19 protein-coding genes are annotated in these 25,127 nt (G+C 64.4%); 7 read left to right on the top strand and 12 right to left on the bottom strand.

Annotation, left to right across the window (positions count from 1 at the left end):
- The first annotated feature begins 84 nt into the window (after positions 1-84).
- The 3 genes from alaS (at position 85) to AC07PT_RS06655 (ending at position 5,252) form a co-directional block, all read left to right on the top strand.
- Positions 85-2,706 (top strand): alanine--tRNA ligase, encoded by a 2,622-nt coding sequence (gene alaS, locus AC07PT_RS06665; protein ID WP_492349095.1) that lies wholly within the window; start codon positions 85-87, stop codon positions 2,704-2,706.
- Positions 2,707-2,888: 182 nt separating this feature from the next.
- Positions 2,889-3,995: an ABC transporter substrate-binding protein gene (locus AC07PT_RS06660; protein WP_492349094.1), complete on the top strand. Its 1,107-nt coding sequence runs from the start codon at positions 2,889-2,891 to the stop codon at positions 3,993-3,995.
- Between the two features lie 6 nt (positions 3,996-4,001).
- A complete protein-coding gene (locus tag AC07PT_RS06655; protein WP_492349093.1) occupies positions 4,002-5,252 on the top strand; it encodes a sensor domain-containing diguanylate cyclase in 1,251 nt (416 codons plus the stop codon).
- Between the two features lie 49 nt (positions 5,253-5,301).
- Here the strand turns inward: AC07PT_RS06655 and AC07PT_RS06650 are convergent, their stop codons facing one another.
- Positions 5,302-6,072 carry a class II aldolase/adducin family protein gene (locus AC07PT_RS06650; protein WP_492349092.1) on the bottom strand — a complete coding sequence of 257 codons (771 nt, stop codon included), beginning with the start codon at positions 6,070-6,072 and terminating at the stop codon, positions 5,302-5,304.
- Between the two features lie 193 nt (positions 6,073-6,265).
- Here AC07PT_RS06650 and AC07PT_RS06645 point away from each other — a divergent pair, with 193 nt between their 5' ends.
- The gene (locus AC07PT_RS06645) at positions 6,266-9,292 is read left to right on the top strand and encodes a bifunctional diguanylate cyclase/phosphodiesterase (RefSeq protein WP_494656192.1); all 3,027 of its coding nucleotides are present in this window, start codon (positions 6,266-6,268) and stop codon (positions 9,290-9,292) included.
- A gap of 46 nt (positions 9,293-9,338) precedes the next feature.
- Here the strand turns inward: AC07PT_RS06645 and AC07PT_RS06640 are convergent, their stop codons facing one another.
- The 5 genes from AC07PT_RS06640 to AC07PT_RS06620 all read right to left on the bottom strand — a co-directional run bounded on the left by AC07PT_RS06640 (position 9,339) and on the right by AC07PT_RS06620 (position 14,655).
- Entirely contained in the window at positions 9,339-10,361 is a 1,023-nt protein-coding gene (locus tag AC07PT_RS06640; RefSeq protein ID WP_492349090.1) for a GGDEF domain-containing protein, read from the bottom strand.
- Positions 10,362-10,646: 285 nt separating this feature from the next.
- Positions 10,647-11,429, bottom strand: a complete 783-nt coding sequence (gene trmB / locus AC07PT_RS06635) for a tRNA (guanosine(46)-N7)-methyltransferase TrmB (RefSeq protein WP_494656191.1) — start codon at positions 11,427-11,429, stop codon at positions 10,647-10,649.
- Between the two features lie 88 nt (positions 11,430-11,517).
- Positions 11,518-12,429, bottom strand: coding sequence for a tRNA glutamyl-Q(34) synthetase GluQRS (gene gluQRS, locus AC07PT_RS06630; RefSeq protein ID WP_494656190.1), 912 nt, complete (start codon positions 12,427-12,429; stop codon positions 11,518-11,520).
- A gap of 29 nt (positions 12,430-12,458) precedes the next feature.
- Complete coding sequence (locus AC07PT_RS06625) at positions 12,459-13,556, bottom strand: NAD(P)/FAD-dependent oxidoreductase (protein ID WP_492349087.1); 1,098 nt, start codon at positions 13,554-13,556, stop codon at positions 12,459-12,461.
- Positions 13,557-13,695: 139 nt separating this feature from the next.
- Positions 13,696-14,655, bottom strand: a complete 960-nt coding sequence (locus AC07PT_RS06620; protein WP_494656189.1) for a LysR family transcriptional regulator — start codon at positions 14,653-14,655, stop codon at positions 13,696-13,698.
- Positions 14,656-14,754: 99 nt separating this feature from the next.
- On the opposite strand from AC07PT_RS06620, the gene AC07PT_RS06615 reads away from it, so the two are divergent.
- The 3 genes from AC07PT_RS06615 (at position 14,755) to AC07PT_RS06605 (ending at position 17,023) form a co-directional block, all read left to right on the top strand.
- The gene (locus AC07PT_RS06615) at positions 14,755-15,459 is read left to right on the top strand and encodes a pirin family protein (protein ID WP_494656188.1); all 705 of its coding nucleotides are present in this window, start codon (positions 14,755-14,757) and stop codon (positions 15,457-15,459) included.
- A 55-nt stretch (positions 15,460-15,514) separates the two neighbouring features.
- Complete coding sequence (locus tag AC07PT_RS06610; protein WP_492349084.1) at positions 15,515-16,069, top strand: flavodoxin family protein; 555 nt, start codon at positions 15,515-15,517, stop codon at positions 16,067-16,069.
- Between the two features lie 69 nt (positions 16,070-16,138).
- A complete protein-coding gene (locus tag AC07PT_RS06605) occupies positions 16,139-17,023 on the top strand; it encodes a pirin family protein (RefSeq protein ID WP_494656187.1) in 885 nt (294 codons plus the stop codon).
- A gap of 51 nt (positions 17,024-17,074) precedes the next feature.
- Here the strand turns inward: AC07PT_RS06605 and AC07PT_RS06600 are convergent, their stop codons facing one another.
- From AC07PT_RS06600 to AC07PT_RS06575, 6 genes are read right to left on the bottom strand one after another with little or no spacing between them, the layout of a single operon-like run.
- Positions 17,075-17,821 (bottom strand): sulfurtransferase, encoded by a 747-nt coding sequence (locus AC07PT_RS06600; protein ID WP_494656186.1) that lies wholly within the window; start codon positions 17,819-17,821, stop codon positions 17,075-17,077.
- 25 nt (positions 17,822-17,846) lie between these two features.
- Positions 17,847-18,482 (bottom strand): GspH/FimT family pseudopilin, encoded by a 636-nt coding sequence (locus tag AC07PT_RS06595; protein ID WP_494656185.1) that lies wholly within the window; start codon positions 18,480-18,482, stop codon positions 17,847-17,849.
- The gene (locus tag AC07PT_RS06590; RefSeq protein WP_494656184.1) at positions 18,479-18,976 is read right to left on the bottom strand and encodes a type IV pilin protein; all 498 of its coding nucleotides are present in this window, start codon (positions 18,974-18,976) and stop codon (positions 18,479-18,481) included. The genes AC07PT_RS06595 and AC07PT_RS06590 overlap by 4 nt, the downstream gene beginning before the upstream one ends.
- Positions 18,973-23,478 (bottom strand): pilus assembly protein, encoded by a 4,506-nt coding sequence (locus tag AC07PT_RS06585; RefSeq protein WP_494656183.1) that lies wholly within the window; start codon positions 23,476-23,478, stop codon positions 18,973-18,975. Before AC07PT_RS06585 ends, AC07PT_RS06590 begins: the two co-directional genes overlap by 4 nt.
- A 12-nt stretch (positions 23,479-23,490) precedes the next feature.
- Positions 23,491-24,111 carry a pilus assembly PilX family protein gene (locus AC07PT_RS06580; RefSeq protein ID WP_494656182.1) on the bottom strand — a complete coding sequence of 207 codons (621 nt, stop codon included), beginning with the start codon at positions 24,109-24,111 and terminating at the stop codon, positions 23,491-23,493.
- A gap of 1 nt (position 24,112) precedes the next feature.
- Complete coding sequence (locus AC07PT_RS06575) at positions 24,113-25,102, bottom strand: PilW family protein (RefSeq protein WP_494656181.1); 990 nt, start codon at positions 25,100-25,102, stop codon at positions 24,113-24,115.
- Positions 25,103-25,127 lie beyond the last annotated feature (25 nt).

Raw genomic sequence — 25,127 nt, 5'->3', positions numbered from 1 at the left:
GTCACGGCGCGGGCGGCGCCATGAGCTCACCAATGGGTGAGGGCATGGACCACCCACCCAACCAGAACCCTCTCTTTGCACCCCATGAGCACACCTATCACCGTCGCCCAGATTCGCAAGACCTTCCTCGATTTCTTCGCCTCCAAGGGGCACACCGTGGTGGCGTCGAGCTCGCTGGTGCCGGGCAACGACCCGACGCTGATGTTCACCAACTCAGGCATGGTGCAGTTCAAGGACGTGTTCCTGGGCACCGACAAGCGTCCCTATGTGCGTGCGGCTTCGGTTCAGGCCTGCCTGCGTGCCGGCGGCAAGCACAACGACCTGGAAAACGTGGGCTACACCGCCCGCCACCACACCTTTTTCGAGATGCTGGGCAACTGGAGCTTTGGCGACTACTTCAAGCGTGAGTCGCTGAAGTGGGCCTGGGAACTGTTGACCGAGGTCTACAAGCTGCCGGCCGACAAGCTGTGGGCCACGGTCTACATCGACGACGATGAGGCCTACGACATCTGGACGAAGGAAATCGGCCTGCCGCCCGAGCGTGTGGTGCGCATTGGCGACAACAAAGGCGCCAAGTATGCTTCTGACAACTTCTGGATGATGGCCGACACCGGCCCCTGCGGTCCCTGCAGCGAGATCTTCTTCGACCACGGCCCCGAAATCCCGGGCGGCCCTCCGGGCAGCCCCGACGCCGATGGCGACCGCTACATCGAGATCTGGAACAACGTGTTCATGCAGTTCGACATGCAGCCCGATGGCTCGGTCAAGCCGCTGCCGGCCCCCTGCGTGGACACGGGCATGGGCCTGGAGCGCCTGGCCGCCATCCTGCAGCATGTGCACAGCAACTACGAGATCGACATCTTCGACACGCTGATCAAGGCGGCCTCGCGCGAAACCGGCGAGAAAGACCTGGACAACAAGAGCCTGCGCGTGATCGCCGACCACATCCGTGCCACCGCCTTCCTGGTCAGCGACGGCGTGATCCCCTCCAACGAAGGCCGCGGCTACGTGCAGCGCCGCATCGTGCGCCGCGCCATCCGCCATGGCTACAAGCTGGGCCAGAAGACCCCGTTTTTCCACAAGCTCGTCAAAGACCTGGTGGTGCTGATGGGTGATGCCTACCCCAAGCTCAAGACCGATGAGGCCCGCATCACCGAGGTGCTGAAGGCCGAAGAAGAGCGCTTCTTCGAAACCTTGGCCAACGGCATGGAAATCCTGGACGCCGCCCTGGCCGATGGCAGCAAGACCCTGCCGGGCGAGGTGGCCTTCAAGCTGCACGACACCTATGGCTTCCCGCTCGACCTGTCGGCTGATGTGTGCCGTGAACGTGACGTGGCCGTCGATGAAGACGGCTTCAAGCTGGCCATGGACAAGCAAAAGGCCCAGGCCCGTGCTGCCGGCAAGTTCAAGATGGATCGCGCCCTGGAGTACACCGGCGCTGGCAACACCTTTGTGGGCTACGAGCAGCTCGAAGCCCCGGCCAAGGTGGTGGCCCTGTACGTGGATGGCACCCCGGCTGCCGAACTCAAGGCCGGCCAGACCGGTGTGATCGTGCTGGACACCACCCCCTTCTACGCCGAAAGCGGTGGTCAGGTGGGCGATGAAGGCGTGATCCGCAGCGGCTCGGCCATGTTCGCCGTGGGCGACACCCTGAAGATCAAGGCCGATGTGTTCGGTCACCATGGCACGCTGGAATCCGGCACGCTGGCGGTGGGCGACCACGTGACGGCTGCCGTGAACACCGCGGTGCGCGCTGCCACCATGCGCAACCACTCGGTCACCCACCTCATGCACAAGGCCTTGCGCGAAGTGCTGGGCGACCACGTGCAACAGAAGGGTTCGCTGGTCAATGCCGATCGCACCCGTTTCGACTTTGCGCACAACGCCCCCGTGACCGATGAACAGATCCGCGCCATCGAAGCCCAGGTGAACGCCGAAATTCTCGCCAATGCCCCCACCCAGGCCCGCGTGATGGACATCGAATCGGCCCAAAAGACTGGCGCCATGATGCTGTTCGGTGAAAAGTATGGCGAAACCGTGCGTGTGCTCGACATCGGCAGCAGCCGTGAACTGTGCGGCGGCACCCATGTGCAGCGCACCGGCGACATCGGCCTGTTCAAGGTGGTGGCTGAAAGCGGCGTGGCGGCGGGTGTGCGGCGGATTGAAGCCGTCACCGGTGTCAATGCATTGACCTACCTGCAAGGCCTCGAAGCCACGGTGCAGCAGGCCGCTGGCACGCTGAAGGCGCCGGCGGCCGAGCTGCAAGGCCGCATCACCCAGGTGCTGGACCAGGTCAGGACGCTTGAAAAGGAAGTGGCTGCGCTCAAGGGCAAGCTGGCTTCCTCGCAAGGCGACGAGTTGATGGGCCAGGCGGTGGACGTCAAGGGCATCAAGGTGCTGGCCGCTTTGCTCGATGGCGCCGATGCCAAAACCCTGCGCGAGACCCTGGACAAGCTCAAGGACAAGCTCAAGACCGCCGCCATCGTGCTGGCTGCCGTGGACGGTGGCAAGGTGCAGTTGGCGGCCGGCGTCACGGCCGACAGCGTTGGCAAGGTCAAGGCGGGTGAGTTGGTCAACTTTGTGGCCCAGCAAGTGGGCGGCAAGGGGGGCGGCAAACCCGACATGGCCATGGCGGGGGGCACGGATGCCTCCGGCCTGGCCAAGGCCCTGGCCTCGGTGCAGGGCTGGGTGGCCGAGCGCGCCTGAGGCGGGGCTTCTGAGCAAGGGGGGCGGGCTTTGCCCCCGACTGAGGCACGCCCTGGATGGGGCTTGTCCGGTGGCGGTGGCCGCGCTCAAGTTGATAATGCGGCCCATGGCCCTGGGCCACCTGTCCCCTTGCAAGCCCTTCGCCCCGTGCCAACTGGGTTGACTTCTTCTGGATCCCTGTTGTGAGTGCCGCGCTGAATCGACTCTTTCTGTTGTTCACGATGACCTTGGGCCTGGTGGGTCCGGCCCAGGCTTTGTCGGTGGCCTTCATCAACCCGGGGCGCAGCAACGAGGCCTATTGGGTCGCCGCAGCCTCTGCCATGGTGCAGGCGGCACGCAGCCTCGACCTGCAGCTGGAGGTGCGCTATGCCGAGCGGGACCACCTCAAAACGTTGGAGATTGCAGCGTCTCTGGCGGCCCGGCCGGCGGCCCAGAGGCCTGACTATGTGATTTTCTCCAACGACTACGCTACCGGCCCGGAGATTCTTCGGCTGCTGAACGGCTCGGGTATCAAGGCCATGATGGCCTTCAGCGGCATTCATGGTGCAGACCGTCGCACCACCGGTGGTCCTCGCGAGAAATACGATTTCTGGCTGGGGACGCTGGAGCCCCGCGCCGAAGACGCGGGCTACCTCACGGCAAAAACCTTGATCGAGAAAGGTCGCCGCGCCCAGCTGAGAGGGGCGGACGGCCTGCTGCATGTGATTGCCATCGCTGGCGACCGCTCCACGCCCAGTTCGGCGGCCCGCAATGCCGGCCTGCAGCGCGCCCTGGCCGAGGCCTCGGATGTGGTGCTGGACCAGATCGTTTACGCCAATTGGAGTCGCGAAACCGCCTTGACCAAGTCGCGTTGGCTGGTGCGCCGCCACCCGGATGCCCGGTTGGTGTGGGCGGGCAGTGACCAGATGGCCTTTGGTGCCATGCAGGCCTGGCGTGAGCATGCCGACGTGCCGGGCAAGGATGTGCTGTTCAGTGGTGTCAACACCTCCACAGAAGCCCTCAATGCGGTGCGTTCGGGCGAGCTTTCTGCTCTGGCGGGTGGGCATTTCATGGCCGGGGCCTGGGCGCTGGTCATGATCTACGACCATGCCAAGGGCCATGACTTTGCCAAGACCGAGGGGTTGGAGATGGTGGTGCCCATGTTCATCCTGTTCACCCCCCCCTTGGCCGAGCGCTTTCTGCAGCGTTTTGCGGGCGATGGTGGGGCGTTGGATTTCAGGCGCTACAGCCTGGCGCTGAATCCGCGCCTGGTCCATTACGATTTTGATGTAGGCGACCTGTTACGCTAGGCCGACATGTCTTTGAACCAGCCTTATTATCGTTCGATTGCCGCCACGCTGATCCGGCGCATCGTGGTGCTGGCCGGGCTTTGCCTGCTGGCCATGACCTTGCTCCAGGCGGGTCTGGCCTATCGCAGCAGTCAGTCACAGGTGGAACACGCGGTCAGCGAGATTGCTGACAACAGCCTGCCGATGCTGTCGCTGTCGTTGTGGGACATCGAGCCCGAGGTGATCCAGCGCCAGATGAACTGGTTGGCGGGCCTGCCCGAAATCGGGCGTGCCCGGGTGTTGGCCAGCACGGGCCAGATTTTTGAGGCTGGCGCGTTGTCGGCCGAGGTGGGCGGCGACACACCGCCGACCCACACGCTCGAGATCGCGTCGCCCCAGGGCGGCAAGGCAGTGGGCCAATTGCAACTGTGGGTGGATCCCAGCTACCTTTACCAACAGATTCTGGCCAATACCCTCACCATCGCCGCCGGTTATGGCGTTTTCACCGCCTTGCTGTGCCTGGTCGTGGCCTGGATGTTGCGGCGAGACCTGCAGCAGCCGCTGCAGCAGATTGCGCGTTTTGCGTCCGAGCTCAAGCCACAGGAAATCTCGCGTCCCCTGGTGCTGGACCGTGCCAGCAGCGATCATCTGGACGAGATCGATCTCGTGACCCAGGGCTTTCGCCAGCTCCAGGGCGAGCTGCAAAGCCACATTGCCAACCTCGATGGCCTGGTGGCCGAGCGCACCCAGCAGCTGGAGAAGTTGATTGGCGAGGTGCACCGGCTGTCGATCACGGATGCGCTGACCGGGTGTTTCAATCGGCGTGTGATCGAGGAGCGCCTGCCCTCCGAGATCGAGCGGGCACGGCGCTATGGCCGGCCGCTGTCAGTGATCTTTGCCGACATCGACCATTTCAAGGTCATCAACGATACCCATGGCCATGCGGCGGGCGACGCCGTGCTGCGCGACTTTGGCACTTTGCTGCGGGGGCAGCTGCGCAGCCAGGTGGATTGGGTGGCCCGCTATGGGGGCGAGGAGTTTCTGATCGTTCTGCCTGAAAGCGATCTGGTGGACGCGCGCCAGGCGGCAGAGCGATTGCGTGAACGGGTGGGCGAGCAACCCGCCCTCTGGGAGGGCATGGTGATCCCCCGGACAGCCAGCTTCGGCGTGGCCCAGTGCGGACCGGACGAGGGTGTGGCTGACCTGCTGGCACGCGCTGATGCCATGCTCTACCACGCCAAGAGCGAAGGGCGAGACCGTGTCGAAGTGAGCGGGTGACGCCGCCCCCGCCCGGGGCTGCGGCAGGACCGCGTTGCCTGAGGCGCTCTCAGGTCTTGTAGCCGGGGTCCAGTCGCTCCAGCTTGCGCAGCAGCGATGGCCAGACAAATTGGCCCCCCATGCCGCTCGTCTGTACCTTCATGGCGTGTGCCACGCCGTCGAGGATGGTGGGGTTGACCGAGATCACTTCGCCGCCACCCGCCAGGGCATCGATCTGGATCCGGCAGGTGTTCTCGAAGGTGTACATGGCCAAAAACGCCTCAGGAATGTTGCGCCCCACGGTCAGGAGCCCATGGTTGCGCAACACCAAGTAGTTGGCGGTGCCCAGATCGGCCTGCAGACGGGTCTTTTCATCGTCGCGGATCGCCACCCCTTCGTAGTCGTGGTAGGCCAGCGAACTCAGCACAAACGTGGATTGCTGGCTCAGCGGCAGAATGCCGTGCTTCTGTGCGCTCACGCCCACACCGGCGCGGGTGTGGGTGTGCAGCACACAGCCCGCCTCGGGGCGGGCCTCATGGATGGCGCTGTGGATCACGAAGCCCGCCGGGTTGACCGGGAAGGGGCTGTCGTGCAGCTTGTTGCACTGCATGTCCACCTTGACCAGGCTGGAGGCGGTGATTTCATCAAACATCAGCCCGTAGGGGTTGATCAAAAACTGGTGTTCATCGCCCGCCACCGAGCTGGGCAGCTTGGCGCTGATGTGGGTGAAGACCAGGTCGCTCCAGCCGTAGGCCGCCACCAGGCGGTAACAGGCGGCCAGATCGACGCGCAGCTGCCACTCTTCGGCGCTGACCTGCTGCTGCAGTGAGGGGATGTTCATGCTGTCTCCTGAAAGGGGGATCGGATGCGGGGTGGGGTGCCGCATCTTGCCCCACGCGGGCGCCGCCCCATGTCAAGGATTTGACACGGCATGGGCCATTGCGGCGCCGGCGGCAAGGGTGGAGCTTGACGGGCATCAATGTAGGTGACCTACCCCGTCCCTAGAATCCGCCCTTGGCCCCTCCAAATCGACCATGCTTCGCCCCATCACTTCCCGCTGGCTGTTGCTGATGGCCCTGTGTCTGGCACTGACCATGGCGGGTCTGTCGGTGCATTGGGCGCGCACGGATCTGCGTGAAACCTGGGGGCGCGTGGCAGAGCACGATGCCCGCGTCCTGACCCAACTGGGCGAGGCGCTGGGGCGCCATGTGAGCCTGGGTGACCGTGTGTTGGGGGCCTTGCGCGATGACTGGCAGGACCCTGGTCTGCAGAAACTGGCACCGGAGTGGCGCCAGCGTCTGTTGTTCAAACGGCTCACGGGTGAACCGGTATTTGCCGCCACCCTGGTACTGGACCGTGCCGGCCGCGCCGTGGCCGACAGCGCGGGCCTGGTGCCCCGCCTCGTCACGGCGACCCAGCGTGACTATTTTCATGCGCAATGGCATGCGGACCGCGATGCGCTCTACATCAGCCATCCCTTTGTCAGTCAGATCAAGAAGATTTCTTCGCTGGCCCTGAGCCGGCGCCTGCAGGATGAAGAGGGGCATTTTGCCGGTGTGGCGGTGGGCCTGGTTCCGCTGGCCCATTGGCAGGGGCTGCTGGACAAGGCCGACCTCGGCGGCGACTCGCTGCTTTGGCTGGAGCACCGCGATGGCACCTACCTGGCCGGGGCGGTTGGCCCAGGGGGGCCCTCGCTCAGTGGCAGCCTGAACTGGCCGGAACAGGGGCCACAAGGGCCGGCGCCGGCCGGCAGCTTCCGCTCGGATCTGGCGGGTGACGGCGCACCCCGCCTGGTCAGCTACCTGCAGGTTGGCGATGCGCCCCTGCGCCTGGTGCTGATGCGCCCTGCGGGGGCGGTCGAGTCGGCCTGGTGGCAGCGGGTTGCCAGCACCGGGGGGGTGACGCTGGTCCTGGTGGCCGGTTGTCTGGGGTTGGTGCTGTTGTTCGAGCGCGAATTGCGCCATCGTCAGCAGGTGTCGCAACTGCTGGCCCACGCCGAAGGGCATCTGCGCACCATCGTCAACCACCTGCCGTCGCTGGTCAGCTATTGGGACCGCGACCTGCGCAACCTGTTTGCCAACCACCTGCACCGCGACCTCTTCGGTCTTCTGCCTGAGGTCTTGCGGGGACAGACCCTGCCTGATGTGGTGGGACCGGCCCTGATGCATCGCTACGGGCCGTACATCAAGTTGGCTCTGGCGGGCGAGGCGCAGACTTTTGAGTGGCCGGTCAAGCTGCCCGGGGGGCTGCTGCGCACCTTGCTGGTGTCCTTGGCGCCGGATCTCCGCGAGGGCCGGGTCGCGGGCATTTTTGCCCAGCTCATGGACATCACCGATCGCAAGCAGGCCGAGAGCCAGGTCTTCGAAGAGAAGGAGCGTTTCAGGGTCACGCTGAGTTCGATCGGGGACGCCGTGATCACGGTCGATGTGGCGGGTCGGGTGACCTACCTCAACCCGGTGGCCGAGATGATGACCGACTGGCGCCTGGATCTGGCGCGGGGCGAGCCGGTGGAGGCGGTGATGCCCATCGTCAACTCGGTGGATGGCAGTCCCTTGCGAAACCCGGTGCGGCTCGCCCTGGAGCTTCAGGACACGGTGGGGCTGGCCGCAGACACGTCCTTGGTCCGGCGGGATGGGCAACGATTTGACATCGAGGACTCTGCCTCACCGATCAAGGACCGGCACGGTGAAATCATCGGTGCGGTGATGGTGTTTCATGATGTCAGTGAGATGCGCTCCATGGCCATCCGCATGGCCCACCTGGCCCAGCACGATGCCTTGACCGGTTTGCCCAACCGGCTGATGTTGTACGACCGGGCCGAACAGGCTATTTTGCTGGCTCAGCGCGAGCAAGAGCAGGTGGCGGTGATGTACCTGGATCTGGACCGCTTCAAGACCGTCAACGACTCGCTGGGTCATGAGGTGGGTGACCGCCTGCTGGTGGATTTTGCGCGGCGCCTGTCGGGGGCCATGCGCCATTCCGACACCCTGAGCCGACAGGGGGGGGATGAGTTCGTGATCCTGCAGACCGGTCTGAAAGATGGGGCCCAGGCCGGCCACCTGGCCCGCAAGCTGCTGCGCCTGTGCAGCGAGCCTTTTGTGGTGCAGGGCCGGGAGCTGAATGTGTCGGTGACGATCGGCATTGCCTTGTTTCCGGCCGACGGCAACAGCTTCGATGAACTGGCCAAGCACGCCGATGCGGCCCTTTATGCGGCCAAGAATGCAGGCCGCAACCGCTTCCATTACTTCACGCGTGAACTGGGGGTGGCCGCCCATCAGCGGTTGCAGCAGGAACAGGCGCTGAAGGCGGCTCTCGGGCATGGCGAGATCTTTCTTGAGTACCAACCCAAGGTCGATTTCAGTGCGGACCAAGTCGTGGGCGTGGAGGCCCTGGCGCGCTGGTGCTGGTCTGGGCAGCGGGTGTCGCCGGCCCAGTTCATTCCGCTGGCCGAAGAAAGTGGTCAGATCATCGAGATCGGGCGCCACATTCTGCGCACCGCCTGTGAAGAGGCCAGCCGTCTTTGCGGGCTCGGACTGTTGCGCGCTCCCATGGCGGTCAATGTGTCGGTCCGGCAGTTGGCCGACCCCAGCTTTGTGAGCGAGGTGCAGCAGGTGCTGAAAAGCACCGGACTGCCGCCGGCCCTGCTGGAGATCGAAGTCACCGAGAGCGGCTTGATGCAGAACATGGAGGCCATGGCCGGCGTGCTGCATGCGCTCAAGGCGCTGGGCCTGCGCATTGCGATTGATGACTTCGGCACGGGCTATTCCAGCCTGGCCTACCTGGCCACCCTGCCGGTGGATGTGCTGAAAATCGACAAATCGTTTGTGGATGACTACCAGGCCAGCCCGAAGAACATGGCCATCATCACCGCCATCATCGATCTGGCGCACCACTTGCAACTGGAGGTCATCGCCGAAGGGGTGGAGAGCCGCGAGCAGGCCGATTTTCTGGTGGCGTTCGGCTGCTGCAGCATGCAAGGCTATTACTTCAGCCGGCCGGTCTCGGCCTCGGATCTGCAAGCCTGGTGTGAGGCCCGTGCCAGCGTCGCGCTGCCGGCCTAGGCCTTGCGCGACGGCAGCGATCGGCTCTGCGTTCTGCAGCGGCCGTTCAGAACAGCTCGACTTCGTCGTGGGCCTGCGTTTGCTTCTTCAACTGGCCTGAGCCGATGAGTTCGTCGTAATGGCAGACCTGGTTACGGCCGTGCTCCTTGGCGAAATAGAGCGCCTGGTCTGCGTGCCCCAGGATCTCGACCGCAGACCCTTCGTGGGTACTGACGAAACCCACGCTGACGGTGACGCGCCCGACCTGCGGAAAGTCATGGTGCTCCACGGCCTGGCGAAAGCGGTTGAAGATCTGCCGTGCGGTGGCCAGCGTGGCGGAGCGCAGCAGGATCACAAATTCCTCGCCACCAAAGCGGAAAATCCGATCCTGGGCCCGGAAGGACGCCCGCAACAGGTTGGCCATCAGGATCAGCACCTCGTCGCCGTACAGGTGACCGAAACGGTCGTTGACCTGTTTGAAGTGGTCAATGTCCACCACGGCCAGCCAATGACGGGGGCTGTCTTCATCGTTGGCCTCTGCCGCGCCATTGGCGGCTGGGCTGTGGCCGGGACGGGCAAACTCGGCGTCAAAGGTCTTGCGGTTGAACAAGCCGGTCAGTGCATCGCGCTCGCTGTAGTCGAGCAGGCTCTGGTAGTTGCGGTAGACGTGAAAGATGCCATGGATCACGTTCAGGGTGTCCTGGGCAAAGGGGCTGTCGTTGCGGATCTCCAGGCAGGCCACCACCTTCTCCTGCAGCCACACCGGCAGCCACAGCTCATGCTCCCCGCTGGAAGAGCGCTCTTCCCGACCGGCAGATTTTTCGGCGATGCAGGTGGCCAAGGCCGGGTAGGCCATCAGAGGCAGGCGCGGAATGTCGGCGTGCTGAGGGTCTTCGATGGATTGGAGTGCCCCCTCGCTGATCCAGGCCTTGGGCCGCACGTGGGTCTCTTCACCAATGGTCACCACCTCCAGGGCGCGAACCTCTTTCACATTGCCCAACTGATGCAAGGCCGAGATGACCGAGATCTCCAGGCGGGCGTGATCTCGATGACCCGTGATCTCGACCAGATGCTGCAAAAGTGGATTCATTGTCAAAACCGGTTGCACACAAGGGGAAATGACGAGTTCGAGCCGGGCCGAATGAGGCGGATCCGTTTCAATCCCGGCAGAAGATGGATGAGGCGCGATGGTAGCCAGTTTTTGTAAAAGCACGCTTGTGCGGTGCTGGGCTGTCCTGAGAATTGTTTGATTTCAGACAGTTTTGTCGCATAAATGCAGCAGACCCGGGCCTTGGGCAGGCGTTGGGGTCACTGCCTCGCCCGCCAGCGCCTGGGGTCAGCCCCCAGGGGCGAACCGCTCCGGTCACGGGGGCTGTCACGGGGTCTTTTCGAACACCAGATCCCAGACGCCATGCCCCAGACGCAGGCCCCGGCGCTCGAATTTGGTCTCGGGCCGGTAGGCTGGGCGATCGGCGTAGCCACCGGCGGCCTGGCGATTGCGCAACAGAGGCTCGGCACCCAGTACCTCCAGCATCTGCTCGGCATAGGGCTGCCAGTCGGTGGCGCAATGCAGGTAACCGCCGGGGCGCAGCCGGGCGGCCAATTTGGCCACCAGCGGCGCTTGGATCAAGCGTCGCTTGTTGTGCTTGGTCTTGTGCCAAGGGTCGGGAAAGAAGATGTGCACGCCTTCGAGCACGCCATGAGGCAGCATGTTGTCGATCACCTCGACCGCGTCGTGCTGCAGGATGCGGATGTTGCTCAGCCCGCGCTCACCCACCTGCTTGAGCAGGGCACCCACTCCGGGTTCATGCACTTCGCAGCACAGAAAGTGCGTGTCAGGCATCAGGGCTGCAATGTGGGCCGTGGCGTCGCCCATGCCGAAGCCGATCTCCAGCACCACCGGGCCCGGCGCGCCAAAGGCTTCGCTCAGGTCCAGTGGCGCGGCGCGGTAGGGCAGGATGAAGCGGGGGCCTAGCAACTCAAAGGCCTTGGCCTGTCCGGTGGTGGTGCGGCCGGCGCGCCGCACAAAGCTCTTGATGGTCTTGGGGAAGGCCACGCCGGCAGGGGCGCCGGTCGGCTGGGCGTCAGAGGCCGTGCCAGACGGTTCGTCCACTGGGGCGGGGGCCACGGGGGTGGTGTGTTCTTGGTGTTCTTGCATGATGTCGGGGTTTCAGGCGCTGGGCCAGGCGGCCGGGTGGCGCCAAATGGAGTGAGATTGTAGGCAAGCGGGCGCCTTGTGGGCTCATTCAGGCCCAGCGCGCCCGCCACAGGCCGGTCCATTGGGTCAGTTGATCGCTGATGCTGGCGTCGGGCGCGGTTGCATGCGGCAAATCCAGGGCCGCGGCAGCTTGGCGCAGAGCGGCCAGGCAGGCGGCTGGGCTTGACGTGTCGATGGCTGGCGCCCCATGCTGCTTGGACAGTTTCTCACCCCGTGCGTCCAGCACCAGCGGGGTGTGCAGGTAACGCGGCGTGGGCAGGTTCAGCGCGTGTTGCAGCAGGATCTGGCGCGCCGTGTTGTCGCACAGGTCGGCGCCGCGCACGATGTCGGTCACGCCCTGGGCCGCATCGTCCACGACCACGGCCAACTGGTAGGCCCACAGGCCATCGGCGCGCTGGAGCACGAAGTCGCCCACTTCGGCCGCCACATCCTGGATCTGGGGCCCCAGCCGCCGGTCCTGCCAGCGCAGGGCGGTGGCCCCGGGGATCTGCCCCACGGCCAAGCGCCAGGCCCGCACGGGGCGGCCTTGGCGGCCCTGGCGGCAGGTGCCCGGGTAGACGGCTTGCTGGTGCCTTGCCCGCTGCAGGCCTTGGGCCAGCAGGGCGGCCTCGATCTCCTTGCGGGTGCAGGCACAGCCATAGGCCAGCCCCGCCTGGATCAGGGTCTGCAGGGCGCTGGCGTACAGCGCATGGCGTTGGGATTGCCAGACCGGTGGCTGATCGGGGTGCAGGCCGCAGGCCGCCAATTGTTGCAGCAGGTGTTGGTCAGCGCCCGGGCTGCAGCGCGGTGGGTCGATGTCTTCGATGCGCACCAGCCACTGCCCGCCATGGGCCCGGGCGTCAAGCCAGCTGGCCAGGGCCGCGACCAGTGAGCCCGCGTGCAGCGGGCCGGTGGGGGAGGGGGCAAAGCGGCCGGTGTAGCCGCCAAGTGGCAGAGGCATGGCAGAGGCATGGCCGCCCGGGGGGCAGGTCAGCTCAGCGAGAGCGCCAGGCTCAGGCCGGACACGAAGGCGTCTTCGACCCGGTGGCCCAGGCACCAGTCGCCGCACAGTCCGACGCCATTGGCCGGGTCCCAAAGGTGGGTCTGACCCAGGGGCTTGAGCGTTTTGGCGTGCTTCCAGCGTTTGAGTGCGATGTGGCTGGGCTCGGCATGGATGCCCGTGATGTCGACAAAGGCGCGGTGCAGCTTGCCCTGCACACGCTCGGCGCTGTCGTCCAGGTGTTCGCTTGACCAGACATCGCTGGCCTGGACGGTCCAGCGCTCGATCTGGCTGCGTCCGGGCTTGGATGATTCGCGTGCCAGCCAGGCGATGCGGTGGTGGGTGCTGCGGGCCGCGTTCCATTGCGGGCCCAAGGTGGTCAGGCCCGGCTGCACCGCCTGCGGGAAGGCCAGCATCAGGGTCCAGCAGGGGGCGATGGTCACGGGCTGCAAGGCTTCGACCAGGGCATTGGCGCTGGGCACTGCGGCCAGCAGTTCGGCCGCCTGGGGGGCCGGCAGGGCCAGCAGCACGGCGTCAAAGCCGGCGTGGACCTGGCTGCTGCCGTCGTCGCCAGCGGTGTGCAGTTGCCAGCGTTGGGGTTGCAGGGTGTCGCGCTGCAGGGCACTGACGCGGGTCTGCGTGAGCAGGCGGCCCTGGGCTTGCAAGGGCGCGGCCCAGTCACTCACCAGGCGGTTCATGGCCGGTACACCCACCCAATGGGGTTCGGGGTGGGGCAGGCTGGGGGAGCTGACCTGGCCATGCTCATCGAGCACGCGCACGGCATTGGCGCTCCAGCGGCGGGCAGCGTTGGGGGCGGTGGCCAGGGCCAGCTCAAAGCGGGGATCGCGCACCGTGAAGTACTGGGCTCCGGTGTCGAAACTGCCAAAGGCCGAGTCGGTGCTGGCCATGCGGCCGCTGACGCCCGCGCTCTTCTCGAACACGGTGACGTCGTGACCCGCCTGGGCCAGGGTACGGGCGCAGGTGATGCCGGCCATGCCGGCGCCGACGATGGCAATGCGTTGGGGCACCAGGGTGGGTGAGGCCGGCTTCTTGCGCGGGCCGGTCGAGCTGCGAGGACGTTTTGCCATGCTGGGTCTCCGATCAATGAGGACGTCACAAAGCCTAACCCAATTGGCGGTCGCTCCGGACGAGTTGGATCAGCGTTTTGTGTTGCAGGCTTCAGGGCTTTCCCGCCCCTGTGAGCGTCAGCACGTTCCTGGCCCGGCCTCAGCGCACGACAGGGCGAGGCTGTTCCAGCAACGCTTGCCGGGTGGCGGCCGACTCCAGGCGATCCAGCCACCATTGCAGCGCCCGCCCCGGACGTTGGCCCGGGCTGGCCCGCCAGGCATAGCCGCAGCGGACCGTGCGCGCTGCCCGCTCCAAGGGCTTGTGGATCAGCATGCCTGCTTCGAGGTAGTTTCGCACCATGGATTCGGGCAGAAAGCCCGCACCCAGCCCGCGCAACTGGGCTTCGACCTTGGCCTGCATGGTGGGCACCGTGAAAACATCCTGGCCGGGCAGCAGGTTGACGGTCATGCCCCGGCCACGCTGACTGGAGTCGGCGACGGCAACTGCTCTGTGTTGACGAATCAGGTCGTCGCACAGAGGCTCTTCGATCTTGGCCAGGGGGTGGTGCGGGGCCACCACATACAGGAAGTGCATCACCCCCAGCTCACGCTGCTGGATGTCAGTGGGGGTAGAGCCATCCATCACCACGCCGACGGCCAGGTCGGCATGCCCCAGCACCACAGCCTGCAAGGTGCCGGTCATGATCTCGTCACGGATGCGCAGCCGTGTCGGCGGGTTGAGCTGGAAGAAGTCGCCGGTCAGCTCCAGCAGGGTGCTGCGGGTGATCACGCCGTCGGCGGCCAGGGTGAACTGAGGTTCCCACCCCGTGGCCACACGCTTGACACGGTTGGCCACGGCATCGATCTCGTCCAGCAGGCGCTCCCCTTCGCGCAGCAGTTCCTGCCCCGCCTCGGTCAGGCGGGCCTGGCGGCTGCTGCGGTCAAACAGCAGCACGTCCAATGCGTCTTCGATGGCGCGCACCCGGTAGGTGAGGGCGCTGGGGACCAGGTTGAGTTGCCGCGCCGCCGCCGCAAAGCTGCCGCTCTGGGCGATTTCCTTCAACATGCCCAGGGCATCGGGGGTCAGGACATCGCGGGCCGTGGGGGTCGTGGAGGGCATGGCCAACGTCGATTCAAAAAAAATGAATGATGCCATCAATCACCGCGCATGGCAGAACGCGGGGCGGGCCCTAAAGTTCAGCTTCAGGAGATGCACACCATGCTCAGCATTCGCAAATCAGGGGAACGAGGTTATGCCGATCACGGCTGGCTGAAGTCCTTCCACAGTTTCTCTTTTGCCGGCTACCACGATCCGCGCCACATGGGCTGGGGCAACCTGCGGGTGATCAACGAAGACCGCATTGCGCCCGGCACTGGTTTCGGTACCCATGGCCACCGTGACATGGAAATCATCAGCTACGTGCTGAGTGGTGAGTTGGCCCACCAGGACAGCATGGGCCACGTCAAGGGCATCCGGCCTGGCGAGGTGCAGCGCATGAGCGCCGGACGCGGTGTGACCCACAGCGAGTTCAACCACGCCCCGGGCCAGACGACCCACTTTCTGCAGATCTGGATCCTGCCCGACGTGCAGGGCATCGAGCCTGGCTACGAGCAGAAGGCATTCTCAGACGCCGACAAGCGCGGTCGACTGCGCCTGGTGGCATCGGCCGATGGCGCCGACGGCTCGGTGCGCCTCCATGCCGATGCCCGTCTGTACGCCGGCCTGTTCGACGGGGAGGCCGAACAGGCCACCCTGGCGCTGCGCACGGGCCGCAAGGCCTATGTGCACCTGGTGCGCGGGCAACTGCAGGCCAACGGCCAGTGCCTGGAGGGCGGCGATGCGCTGCTGCTGGAGCACGAGAGCCAACTCTCCCTCAGTCACGGCCGCGATGCCGAAGTGCTGGTGTTTGAACTGGCGCCCTGAGCGGGCGTCAGAATCCGTTTTTCTCAACCAAGGTTTCTCAACCAAGGAGTCTTTCATGGCAAAAGTCGTTGTTGTTTTCCACTCGGGTTATGGTCATACCCTGCGCATGGCGCAATCGGTGGCCGAAGGCGCCGGCGCCACCCTGCTGCCCATCGACGCCGAGGGCAACCTGCCCGAAGGCGGCTGGGACACCCTGAACGCCGCGGACGCCATCGTCCTGGGCTCGCCCACCTACATGGGCTCGGTCAGCTGGCAGTTCAAGAAGTTTGCCGACGCCAGCTCCAAGGCCTGGTTCACCCAAGCCTGGAAGGACAAGCTTTTCGCCGGTTTCACCAACAGCGCCTCGCTGAATGGCGACAAGCAAAGCACCCTGCAATACCTGATGACCCTGGCCATGCAGCATGGCGGTGTCTGGGTAGGCCTGGGTTTGTTGCCCAGCAACAGCAAGGCGGCCCAGCGCAACGACTCGAACGTGCTCGGTGCTTCGCTTGGCGCCATGGCCCAGAGCCCCTCGGACTGCTCGCCCGCCGAAATGCTGCCGGGTGACCTGGAAGGGGCCAAGGCGTTCGGCGCCCGCGTGGCCGCCACGGCAGCCCGCCTCGCCAAATAATCGAAGGGGCCTGGGGCCTGCTGCCCGGTGGGTGCAGGCCTCCCATTTATTTCGCAAGGAGCACCGCCCATGACGTCCTGGACCCTGATTTCGCCCCACACCAAAGACCTGGGTGGCGGCTTCCTGGTGCGCCGGGCCTTGCCGGCAGCGCAGCGGCAGGCCGTGGGGCCTTTTCTGTTCTTCGACCACTTCGGGCCGGTGCAGGTGCAGCCTGCCGATCAGTTTGACGTGCGCCCCCATCCGCACATCGGTCTGGCCACGGTGACCTACCTGTTTGAAGGGGCGCAGATCCACCGCGACAACCTGGGCTTCGAGCAACGCATCGAGCCCGGTGCGATCAACTGGATGACGGCCGGCCGGGGCATCGTGCATTCGGAACGCCGCCCGCCTGACCTGACGGACCAGTCCTATGCCATGCATGGCTTGCAGCTGTGGGTGGCCTTGCCCGAAGCGCTGGAAGACGTGGTGCCGAGCTTTGTCCATACCCCGGCCGAGGCGCTGCCTGAAATTCAATACCCCGGCGTCCAGGTGCGGGTGCTGGTGGGTGAGGCCTTTGGTCACCGCTCACCGGTGCAGACTTTGTCGCCCACGCTGTACCTCGATGTGCAGATGGCGCCTGGTGCCACTTTGCACCTGCCCTTGCTGGCCCAGGAGCAGGCCTTGTACGTGGTGCAGGGCGGCTTGCTGGCGGGCGAACAGGCCTTGCCTTTGCAGCAGCTGGTGCTGCCGCAGGGCTCGCTGGATTTGAAGGCCGGCCCTGAGGGCTGTCGCTGGGTCTTGGTGGGGGGGCAGCCCCTGGGCCATCGAAACATCCGCTGGAACTTTGTCTCGACGTCCAAGGCCCGCATCGAGCAGGCCGAGCAGGACTGGGCTCAGGGGCGTGCGGAGGCCGGCATGGGGCAGGTGCCCGGCGAGACCGAGCGCATCGATCTGCCGGTGCGTCCCGGCCACTGAGCCGGAAATCGAAGGGGGCAGGGGCTTTGGCCCCGGGCCCCTGGAGCGGGCTCAGCGCAGCGGCGACAGGTCCGGCGCCAGCGCTTCGCGCTCGTCAAACACAAAGCAGCTGCCTTGGTAATGGGCGCCGTCGGTTTCCTCGAAGTACTTGAGGATGCCGCCTTCGAGCTGATAGACATGGGGCAGGCCTTCCTCGCGCATCAGGATGGCGGCCTTTTCGCACCGGATGCCGCCGGTGCAGAAGCTCACCACGGTCTTGTCCTGCAGTTCAGCTTTGTGGGCACGCAAGGCGTCTGGAAATTCGGTGAACTTTTGGATGCGCCAGTCGACCGCGCCTTCAAACGTGCCGTGGTCCACTTCGAAGGCATTGCGGGTGTCCAGGGTGACCACGGGCCGACCTTCATCGTCATGGCCTTGTTCCAGCCAACGGCGCACTGTGGCCGGCGTGACGGCGGGGGCCCGACCTTCGGCAGGGCGGATGGTGGGGTGGTTCATGCGGATGATCTCGCGCTTGACCTTGACCAGCATCTTGCGAAACGGCTGGTGGTCTGACCAGCTCTCCTTGGGCGCCAGATCGGCCAGGCGCGGATCTTGGCGCAGGGTGTTGACCACCTCGCGCACAGCCTCAGCGGGCCCGGCCAGGAAGAAGTTGATGCCTTCCTCGGCCAGCAGGATGGTGCCGCGCAACGCCAGGCGTTGGGTCTGCTCGGCCAGTTGATCGCGGAGTGTGGCCGCATCAGGCAGCGGCACAAACTTGTAGCAGGAGATGTTGAGGACGGGGGTGTTCACGGCGCGCATTGTAGGGGGCCGAACCAGCCCGCACTCATTGTGTGGACGTGGTGCTGCAGTTGCTGTCGCTGGACGAGGCTGGCTTGCACACCCGGGCCCGGCCCGTTCGGGCCAGCACCATGATGCGGGTCTCGGCGGGTTGCTGGCCTGTGCTCACGTCGTTGCGGCGCAGGCGCAGGGTCATGGCTTGAAAGCCGCTGTTGTCGGAGGTCTTGGAGTAGCCCGAGCCGTCGAAGCGGATCAGGCCCACGGCCGTGCCTGCCGAGTCGCTGGAAGTGATACTGAGGTAGCTGGGCTGGGCCGGCACGCTTTGCACCAACAGGTCATGTCCGTCGTTGTAGGTAGAGGATGTGACGTCAGTCGAGGTCGGGTCGTACACCCCGGTAGAGGTGCTGTAGCCGGGCCTCGAAACAAACACCTTCCAACCTGTCGTCCAGTCGGTGCCGGTGTTGGGCACGACGAACGCTGTCTGATTGCGTTTCATGGCCTCGCCGCGCGCAGCATTGATTGACGCCAGCAGGCCATTGGCCGTCGAGGTCAGCTGTGAGTTGCGCTGAAAGGTCACAAAATTGGGGATGGCCACCACGGCCAGCACCACGATGATGGCCATCACCACGATCAGCTCGATCAGCGTGAATCCCTGCGAGCCCCGATGTGGCAAGGCTTTCATGGCCAGCACAGCTTGGGGTTGGTGGATGCGGCGGTGCCGGTGCAGCTTTTGGTGCCGCTGCTGGTGGCCTGAAGGGATCCGACTGCGGTGTCATTGAACTGGGGCGTGGCGGTGATTTGCACGCAATCGCTCAGAACGGTACTGCCCGTGCAGGTTCCTGCGCTCAGCAGGTAGGCCGGGCTGCTTGCGTTGTCACCCGAGTAGAACTTGAACGGAAAAGTGCTGGCGGTGAAGCTGGGGGTGCTGCCGCAACTAGTCAGAGCAGTGGCTGCGCTGGTGGACGAGCTGAACGCCAAGTAGCAATTGCGCTGCGTCAGGTAGCGTTCCTGCTGTAGCAGCAACTCGGTGATGGCCGTACGGCCCTGGGCACGCTTGCCTTTGAGCACCGAGTCTTGGTAGGCCCCTAGGGCCACCTTGGCGAGGATGGCCACGATGGCCACAGTGATCATCAACTCGATGAGGGTGAAGCCTTGATTGGCTCGTTTGAAACTCATGGTGCGGCCTTCAAGTCCCAGTAATTGTTGATCTGGCGCCAGCTCAGGCGGCCCAGGATGTCGGTGATGACGACCTGGGTTCCGGCCACGGCGGAGCCCGTGGAGCCGCTTTGCAGGCTGGTTTTGGTGGTGGTTCGGGTGCGACGGCCAGTGCTGTCACTGGGTGACACCGGTGAGGTGCCCGAGTCGGTATCGATGTACAGGCTGGCACCCAGCAGGCCCACCGTGGAGACGGTGTAGCCCCCATTGCCGGTGGCAATCGTGACCACGTATTGGTTGCCGCTGCCTGGGGTTGCGGTGCACGAGCCCGAGGCCCCCGCCGCACCGGGGATGATGGTATTGAAGGTGACCTGGGGGCTGAGGTCCAGGAAGTTGCTGATCATCTTCTCGCCCGAGACGGGCAGATCGAAATACCAACCTGATTTCAGCGGCAGTGTGACCGTAGAGCCTGTGCTGGTGTCACTGCTGGTGGCCGTATCCGTCATGGGGCGGCCCCAGAAAAAGGCTGATACCGTGATGGTCTTGGCGCTTGTGTCCAGGGTACCAGCCTGCAAGCGGCTGCGGCCGGTGATCACACTGGGGGTGGTGCTGGCCAGCGTGGCCGTGTCTGACTGGTTGAGCGTGGTCTTGCCATCGTCATAAATGGCATAGATCGAGTTCTGCGCTGTCGAGGTCTTGTCCCCGGATTCCAGGAACTTGCCGGTGCCAAAGATCACGTAGAAGGTCTGCAGGCCACCCAATACCGGGCCGGTGACCACCTTCGGGGGCGAGAAGATCGGTTGGTTGTTGGTGCTGGTGGTGCCGTCCTTGGCGATGTACATCGGGTAGGCCGCCGGGGCAGCTGGGTCGCCGCTGTTGGAGAAGAAGGACAGGTTGTTGGCATTCCAGTTGGCGAGCACAGTGGGGTCAAAAGCCGCCCGTGTCGTGCTGACAGCCCGAGGCGTGAAATCGAACTTCCAGAGCTTGCCATGCAGGTCGCCCACAAAGATGCGGTTGGCAGCGCCGGCTGCATCGTACAGGGGGGTGAAATTGCTCACCCCTGGCGCCTTGCTGGCGGCCAGCGTGGTGTCCAAGGGCAACGACACTTTGTAATAGTTGGTGCCCAGGGTCCAGGCATCGCCTGCGGCCTTGTCCAGCGCCAGAAAGAACAGCGCGGGCTTGCCGGTGCTGCTGAAGCGGCCATTGGCATCGGTCACGTAGTTGTTGACGCCGCTGGCCACCACGGCAAACCATCGATAGGTGGTCGATGAGGCCCCCGGTGCGCTGGTGGCCAGCTTGAGGATCTGCGGTTGGCCAACCACATAGCCCAGGTCGTTGTCGTCGGTGTTGGTGAACTCCCACATCACCTTGGACGCCGAGAAGGCCGTCGGATCGGTCACATCGAGCGCGAACACCCCCTGGCCGCCGGCGCCAGTGCCCGAGACGAGCACCGATTTCCAGGTGCAGGTGGTGGCGCTCAGGGTGTGCGAGGACCCCACGCAAGCCTCACCGACGGCAGGCAGTCCGTCCACATAGCTTTGATGGTTGTTGGCATAGCTGGTGCCGGTGAGGGCAGACAGCTTGGTGGCCATCCAGCTCGGGATGTAGCCAAACAGCTCGGCGCCGGTGCTGGCATTGAAGGCGTGCAGCATGCCGTCGTTCGCGCCGACATAGACGGCCGCGGTACGGCTGGCATTGTTGGTGTAGAAAGTGCTGTAGGCGTTTTCGGTGTAGCCCGTGGCGGGCTTGCCTGCGTACACCACGCTGGAGTTGATGATGTCGCCGAGCAGCTTGCTGCGGGTTCGGAAGGTGGTGCCCTCCAGTGAGCGGTCGCCGCGCAGGTAGTTGAGTCGGCTTTGGCCGAGCGTGTCGGTGGCTGCCGTCGGCGAGGCCTTGTTCAGCGCCGCTTGGACGGTGGTGCTGATCGAGGCCCATTGAAAATCGGTGGCTGTGGGGTTGGCCGTGGCCCCGGATACCCCCATCACGATGTTGCGCGTGGTGGCCGGGTTGGCTCGGTTGGTCAGCATGTCGGCGGCACTCCAATTGGCATTGGTGCCCAGGGTGACGGTGCCACTGCTCACAGTCAGTGGCAGGGCGAGCACGTCGCCGGTCCAGTTGCTGGTGTCGAAGGCGCCCTGATAGATCACGCTGCCATTGGTGGCCGTGAGGTACTTGGATTGCAAAGCAACCCCGGCGATGTTGCGCGACGAGTTGGCCGCGCGGCTGAAAATCCCGTTGAAGGCACTCAAAACGCCACGCGCACTGCTTTGAAGGTAATAGGTGCTGGCTTCGCCGGGCGAGGTCAGGTTCTGCCAGACATTGTTGTCGTTGGTGCCATCTTGCCGCTTGAAGGGGTTGCCCCAGGTGTTGTAGGGGTTGCTGCCCACGTTGGACGCGTCGGTCTCAAAGCCGCCGTACTTGGAGGCCATGAAGAACTGGTTCGCGTAGTGGCGGGTGTTGGCGTCGTTCTGGGCACCGTATTCGTTGACGTCGAAGAGGAAGGTCTTAACACGCAAGCCCGGGCGTTGCATGGTTGTTGCATTGGTCCAGGAGGTCCCTCGGATGTCGTGGGTGTGTGCCCAGTAGGCCGAGCCCATGATCTGGCTTGTGGTGGTGGCGGAGGGAACACTGTTGTTGGCCCCGTTGGGGTTGCCCGTATTGCGGGTGGTGCCTTGCCCATCAACGTAGGTGGCAGTGGTCACGTTCTTCTCGAAATTTTGAACCGTGGTGCGCCATCCGTTGATATCGATGATGTTGTTGCTCATGTCCGGAGTGGGCAGGCGATTGCCGTCATGCGTGTTGATGTCGCCAATCACCACGATGTTGCTGCGCACGCAGGAGTAGTCTGCCGTGCTGCTGCGGCTGCCACCATAGGGGTCGCTCCAGGTGGTGAAGACGGGGAAGCCGTCCTTGTAGGTGTCGGTGATGTTGCTGATGGCGTCGGCGCTGGGGCTCAGGCCCTGCAGGTAGCGCAGCACCTCGTAATGCAACTCGCCCACCGGGTCGTAGATCTTGTATCGGCCAGCGACCGGACCGGTGCGACCGAACTTGTTGAGGTAATTGACCACACCGCTGATGCCCATGGCATTGCTGTCCGGGTTGGCGACAAAGATGCCGGTGGTCGTGTTCCATTCGACATTGGCATTGCCGGTGCTGGGGGTGTTGTCGTTGCCGGTTTCGTCAAACGTCTTGTAGCCCACGTACTTCATGGGCGCACGCAACACGCCGCCATAGCGACCACCGGTGTTGTAGCTGGCGGTCTGGTCCATCAGGTAACCAAAGGCCGCCAAGCGCAGTTGATCACTGTACTTCTGGATCACGCCCGTGGGCTTGTAATTGCCGCTGGGGTAGAGCGAACACAGCCCGTAATCGCGCACGTCTACGAGTGCTCCGCTGCTTTTGTTGCAGACCTGAACCCGCGAATAGAAGAACCCATCGCTGTTGAGCTGCGTGCCGGTGGCTGCGGGCGGGGTCCAGGTACCTGTGTAGGTCCGTGTATAGCAATTCTTGGCCACACCAGGGTAGGGGTCTCCAAACACCGTGTTGTTGCACCCAACCCCGTTCTTGACGGGTGCCACGGCCCACTTGCTGCCTGAGCCATACCAGACCTCCAAGACGCCGGTGAAACTGCAAGTGCCGTTCTCCGCGGCGCAATTGGTCGTACTGCCGGGCAAACTCTTATTGCCGTAGGTCGTGATTGGCCCGACGGCTTGGCTCGCCGCCGGACTGTTCAGCACATAGCTGCTCGGCCCCGAGCCACAGTCCCCTGTGGCCGAGGTGCCGAAATAGATGCGGTTGAGCGTGTTGGCCACATAGATGTCGCTGCCATTGGCTGCCGTGATCATGGCGGTGGGTACGGCACCCCAGTAGGTGCCAGCGCCGCCGCCATCCTTGCTGAGCTGCTTGGCCGGGAAGTTGCTGCTGTTCCACATGCAGATCGGGTCGCCATTGGGGATCAGGGCGCGTTGCAGAATGGTCAGACCGTCCTGGTCGATGTAACGATCGCCGCCTGACAAGGCCAGGCGCAGCATGTCGATGGCCGAACTGCTGGCCCAGTTCAGAAAGTTGCCGCTGAAGGCATTGCTGCACTTGCGATTGGTGGCGGCGCCACTGCGGTCAAAGCGCTTGTAGTCGGTGGTGCTGAGGCCGGTGGCCGGTGTTTCGCTGGGGCTGTCGTTGTAGGTGTAGCACGATTCGGCGTCGTAGTAGCCCAGGTACTCGTTGACGTTGGAGTAGGTGTTGTCACTGCTGCCGCCTGGCGTGTATTGCGCACCCACGGTGGGGTATTCCACGGAGAGTGCCAGCGCGAGGCTGGGTTTGTCGATGGGGGTGGTCGCATACAACGGTGTGGATGCCAATGCAATCGCCGGGTAGCTTGGCGCGGTGCTCTGGCTGTGCACCAGCCAGGACAGGCCCAGGCCGGTCAGCAGCAGGGCGACAGCGGCGGTGGCAAAACCAGCCCGCTGGATCAGGCCAAGACGCCATTGTTGTAGCCACGAGAGATGGGGGGTAGGGGCGTTCATGGTGTAGCCTGCTCAATCGCGGTAAATCATTTGCATCACGGCCTGGATGTCCTGACGCGGGCCGAAACCCATGGCCGTGACGCGGAATACGTAACGGGACTCGACGATGCCTTTGGTCTGTACTTCGGCGGGGTCCTTGATGGCTTCGATCACGTAGCGGGGCGCCTGGTAAGACTTCAAGCCTGCCCCGGTCGGATAGGTTGTGACGCGTGTGGTGAAGTCGCCCCAGGCGGCCGTCTTTGGGGTGCTGGTACTCAGAAAGTCGACAGTTAACCAGGCCGGCTTGCCGGTTGGGTTTTCAGCACACAGGCCGCGGTTCGTGGACGAGCTTCCACAGTTGAGTACAAAGGCGCTGGCATCGGTGATTGGGGCAAAGGTACCTCGCCTTGAGCCGGTGCCCATGCCTGCGGGGTCAATGTCCAACTCGGCATCCATCAACGCCGCTTCGGCGGCCTGCCAGGCAATCTGCTGGTCCCGGTCGTTGCGCGCGCTGCGCTCGCCCATGGTCGCGATCTGGATGCTGCCAACACCCAGCAAGGACACCACGATCAGCAGGATCAGAACCACGATCAGCGAAGCCCCGCGCTGAAGCTTTGCCATGCTGGTCGGGCGCTTGGAGGTAGGCTTGGCCATGTCAGCTTCCCTGGTCATTGCGCAAATGGATGGTGAAGGTCACGGCACGGCGGAAACGGGTATCGGTGAAGGTGTTCTCGCTGGCCGTGGTGCCGGGGTCGTTGCTGCTGGAAAAGGCACTGCCGGCTGAACCTGAGCTGCTGCCCTGACCGACGCCGAACGGCAAAAAGGTGGCCGAGGTGGCATCGGTGGATTGGCCCAGTGGGCTGCGCAACACCAGGCCGATGCGCACGCTGCGCACGCGGCGCCAGTTGAAATAGGTGGCTGTTGGGTTGCCGCCCACGGTCAATTCGTCGGCACGCAGGTAACGGTCGGGGAGGCTGTCGGGGGTGCTGGTGGTGGCGGTGTTGTTGGGGGTGATGCTGTCGGTGCCGTAAAGCACCTGAAAATTCTCCACCCCGCGCACCAGGGTGGTCTGCGTCACGGTGCTGCTGTTGACCGGGATGGAGCTGCACATCAGGCTGGGTTCACCATCTGAATCGGCTCCCACATGAAAGATGCTGATGGCGCGGTCATCCCGATTGGTTGGCAGTGTGGTCAGGTTCTCGCCATTGCAGTTGATCATGCTGCCATCGGCGGTCGTGGCGGTGGACGAGGTTGAGCTGGGTTGAAAGCGCAGCACCAGGATGTCGCTGCCATAGCCGGTGGCACCGGATGTCCAGGCGGTGCCGGCATCCCAGGCGTCGGTGCTGACGCGGCTCCTGTTGTTCAGCCCATAAATGGCAGGCGGTGGGTTGCTGACAATGCCCGCCACATTGGTGGGGCGCACGGTGGTGGCGTAGCTCAAATCCTTGAAACCTGTCTGCACCACCAGACGCTGCAGCAGGTCAGACACAAAACGCCCGTTTTCCCGCAACTGAGAGGCCGAGTCATTGACGGTGAAGCCTTGTCGGGCAATGTTCAAGGCGGCCAAGGCCGCAAGGGCCACGATCATGCTGACGGCCAAGGCCACCATCAATTCGACCAGGGTCACGCCCCTTTGATGGCGCATGGGGGCAGGGGGCAGATCAAGACGC

It is taken from the genome of Curvibacter sp. GW821-FHT09D12 (genome assembly GCF_059416245.1).
Note: the sequence above shows the minus strand (reverse complement) of the source record. Positions and strands in the feature narration are given on the sequence as shown.

Coding starts and splice junctions, on each gene's coding strand:
- alaS (WP_492349095.1), top strand. CDS start 85: ATGAGCACACCTATCACCGTCGCCCAGATTCGCAAGACCTTCCTCGAT.
- AC07PT_RS06655 (WP_492349093.1), top strand. CDS start 4,002: ATGTCTTTGAACCAGCCTTATTATCGTTCGATTGCCGCCACGCTGATC.
- AC07PT_RS06650 (WP_492349092.1), bottom strand. CDS start 6,072: ATGAACATCCCCTCACTGCAGCAGCAGGTCAGCGCCGAAGAGTGGCAG.
- AC07PT_RS06645 (WP_494656192.1), top strand. CDS start 6,266: ATGCTTCGCCCCATCACTTCCCGCTGGCTGTTGCTGATGGCCCTGTGT.
- AC07PT_RS06640 (WP_492349090.1), bottom strand. CDS start 10,361: ATGAATCCACTTTTGCAGCATCTGGTCGAGATCACGGGTCATCGAGAT.
- trmB (WP_494656191.1), bottom strand. CDS start 11,429: ATGCAAGAACACCAAGAACACACCACCCCCGTGGCCCCCGCCCCAGTG.
- gluQRS (WP_494656190.1), bottom strand. CDS start 12,429: ATGCCTCTGCCACTTGGCGGCTACACCGGCCGCTTTGCCCCCTCCCCC.
- AC07PT_RS06625 (WP_492349087.1), bottom strand. CDS start 13,556: ATGGCAAAACGTCCTCGCAGCTCGACCGGCCCGCGCAAGAAGCCGGCC.
- AC07PT_RS06620 (WP_494656189.1), bottom strand. CDS start 14,655: ATGCCCTCCACGACCCCCACGGCCCGCGATGTCCTGACCCCCGATGCC.
- AC07PT_RS06615 (WP_494656188.1), top strand. CDS start 14,755: ATGCTCAGCATTCGCAAATCAGGGGAACGAGGTTATGCCGATCACGGC.
- AC07PT_RS06610 (WP_492349084.1), top strand. CDS start 15,515: ATGGCAAAAGTCGTTGTTGTTTTCCACTCGGGTTATGGTCATACCCTG.
- AC07PT_RS06605 (WP_494656187.1), top strand. CDS start 16,139: ATGACGTCCTGGACCCTGATTTCGCCCCACACCAAAGACCTGGGTGGC.
- AC07PT_RS06600 (WP_494656186.1), bottom strand. CDS start 17,821: ATGCGCGCCGTGAACACCCCCGTCCTCAACATCTCCTGCTACAAGTTT.
- AC07PT_RS06595 (WP_494656185.1), bottom strand. CDS start 18,482: ATGAAAGCCTTGCCACATCGGGGCTCGCAGGGATTCACGCTGATCGAG.
- AC07PT_RS06590 (WP_494656184.1), bottom strand. CDS start 18,976: ATGAGTTTCAAACGAGCCAATCAAGGCTTCACCCTCATCGAGTTGATG.
- AC07PT_RS06585 (WP_494656183.1), bottom strand. CDS start 23,478: ATGAACGCCCCTACCCCCCATCTCTCGTGGCTACAACAATGGCGTCTT.
- AC07PT_RS06580 (WP_494656182.1), bottom strand. CDS start 24,111: ATGGCCAAGCCTACCTCCAAGCGCCCGACCAGCATGGCAAAGCTTCAG.
- AC07PT_RS06575 (WP_494656181.1), bottom strand. CDS start 25,102: ATGCGCCATCAAAGGGGCGTGACCCTGGTCGAATTGATGGTGGCCTTG.